The organism is Marseilla massiliensis (assembly GCF_016899855.1).
Lineage (GTDB): Bacteria > Bacteroidota > Bacteroidia > Bacteroidales > Bacteroidaceae > Prevotella.
Genome location: NZ_JACJJG010000193.1, coordinates 1 through 1,855, shown reverse-complemented (window position 1 = coordinate 1,855; position 1,855 = coordinate 1). Strand labels below are relative to the sequence as shown.

General features: G+C 37.5%; 2 protein-coding genes and 2 pseudogenes. 1 reads left to right on the top strand and 3 read right to left on the bottom strand.

The genetic code is table 11. The features are described 5' to 3' along the window. Positions 1–257: pseudogene (locus H6A34_RS14285) on the top strand (IS4 family transposase); the annotation flags it as partial. 201 nt (positions 258–458) lie between these two features. On the opposite strand, the gene H6A34_RS14280 reads toward H6A34_RS14285, so the two are convergent. From H6A34_RS14280 to H6A34_RS14270, 3 genes and pseudogenes are all read right to left on the bottom strand, one after another. Beyond that, positions 459–890, bottom strand: a complete 432-nt coding sequence (locus tag H6A34_RS14280) for an AAA family ATPase (RefSeq protein ID WP_239480902.1) — start codon at positions 888–890, stop codon at positions 459–461. 341 nt (positions 891–1,231) lie between these two features. Continuing rightward, on the bottom strand, positions 1,232–1,525 hold the full coding sequence (locus tag H6A34_RS14275; RefSeq protein ID WP_205106059.1) for a helix-turn-helix domain-containing protein: 294 nt from the start codon (positions 1,523–1,525) through the stop codon (positions 1,232–1,234). A gap of 73 nt (positions 1,526–1,598) precedes the next feature. Then, positions 1,599–1,855: pseudogene (locus H6A34_RS14270) on the bottom strand (IS4 family transposase); the annotation flags it as partial.

The following is a 1,855-nucleotide window of genomic DNA, read 5'->3' as shown; positions in this document are numbered from 1 at the left end:
AGCACCTCAAGATAAAGAAATTCTGGGGCACAACAGAGAACGCCGTCCGCATACAAATCAGTGTGGCTATTATCACACACTGTCTTGTGGCTATTGTCCAACATGATATGAAGTTGAAACGCTCAACCTATGAAGTTTTGCAAATTCTTAGCATATCATTGACAGACAAAACCTACTTGCGTGACCTGTTCGACAAGACTAATTTCAATGATGTCAAAGATCTAAATAATCCCATTATTCCGGGGCTATTTGATTAATTGTTTAACTCGTCTCATTTTAACGGGACACTAATGAAGGTAATAAAAAAGTTCGAACCCAAGATGGGCTATTCATCATTTTTATTCTATGAAATGCGAAAACATACTTCTTATTAGAGTGCGTATGTCCATCACTTTCATGCTTCCATCGGAGCTTTCTTGGGCAAATTTATTCCAATATGTCATACAGGTTTGCATAGTTCAACAGTAGGACGGATAAAGGAATTTCGGTATATTTCGTCCAGCATAGATGGCCGGGTAAAATCCTTCAAACAGCAAGTCGTCCAATGACTTACGTCCTATATGCTCCCGTATTTCAGAATAAGATAACGGCAGCAGTTCGAATACTGCGGTACGTCCTGCCAGCGACTGTGTGACTTTTTTCAACATAGTGAACTGCGAACTTCCAGAAAGTATAAACCTCCGTTCCGGATGCTCGTCTACTATACCCTGAATATACGACAGCAGGTTAGGTGCATTATGCACTTCGTCCAAAACCATTCCTTCAGTATGCTGGTTCAGGAAAACTACCGGGGCATTCTCGGCATAACTCCTCACATCAAGATTCTCCAATGAATAATATGGAAGTTGCTTAAACTCGTTCCGAATTAAAATTGTTTTGCCAGACTGCATATGCCTAGGACCTGTAATCGTAATGACCGAAAAACAGCGTGCCGCTTCATCAATAACATCGAACAATTCTCATTTAGATATATACTGCTTTCATAATAATTGTGCAAAATTGAAGTGCAACTGCAAAATTGCACAAATATTCCATTACTGCAAAATTTTGATGGATTTTAATGGTTGTATTTTTCTATCCATATATTAATTTTATTGGCATCCGTTTTTACAACATTGTAATTGTGCTTGACCAAGATAAAAACAGATTGTGTTTCTGGTAAAGTATAGAGATATAACATAAATCAAGAGCCAATCCATCTTATTAAATGTTTTCAACAACTTAAATCCATTCACTGATATGCTTCCTGTCTGTTATCATTCAACAGTTTTTCTATATCCGATTCCTTATAAAGTATCTTAGTGCCAAGCTGATAATATGTGATTTTACCGTTTGAGCGGTATTCTTGAAGCGTTCTTCTTGATAGTTTTAGGCGTTCGGATAATTCCGCGTCTGTTATGAACCTATCTCCATTCAACACCGGTCTAAAATCACTGATAAACGTGTTTAACCTGTTTACAGCATATTCCAATCTTTGATGAATTGCCTTAATCATTTCATGGTCATGTGTCATCAATTCATTCATGTCGTGCTTGAATTTTGTTTCAAATGTTTTTCCAAATCATTAGTGTCCCGTTAAAATGAGACGAGTTAAACAATTAATCAAATAGCCCCGGAATAATGGGATTATTTAGATCTTTGACATCATTGAAATTAGTCTTGTCGAACAGGTCACGCAAGTAGGTTTTGTCTGTCAATGATATGCTAAGAATTTGCAAAACTTCATAGGTTGAGCGTTTCAACTTCATATCATGTTGGACAATAGCCACAAGACAGTGTGTGATAATAGCCACACTGATTTGTATGCGGACGGCGTTCTCTGTTGTGCCCCAGAATTTCTTTATCTTGAGGTGCT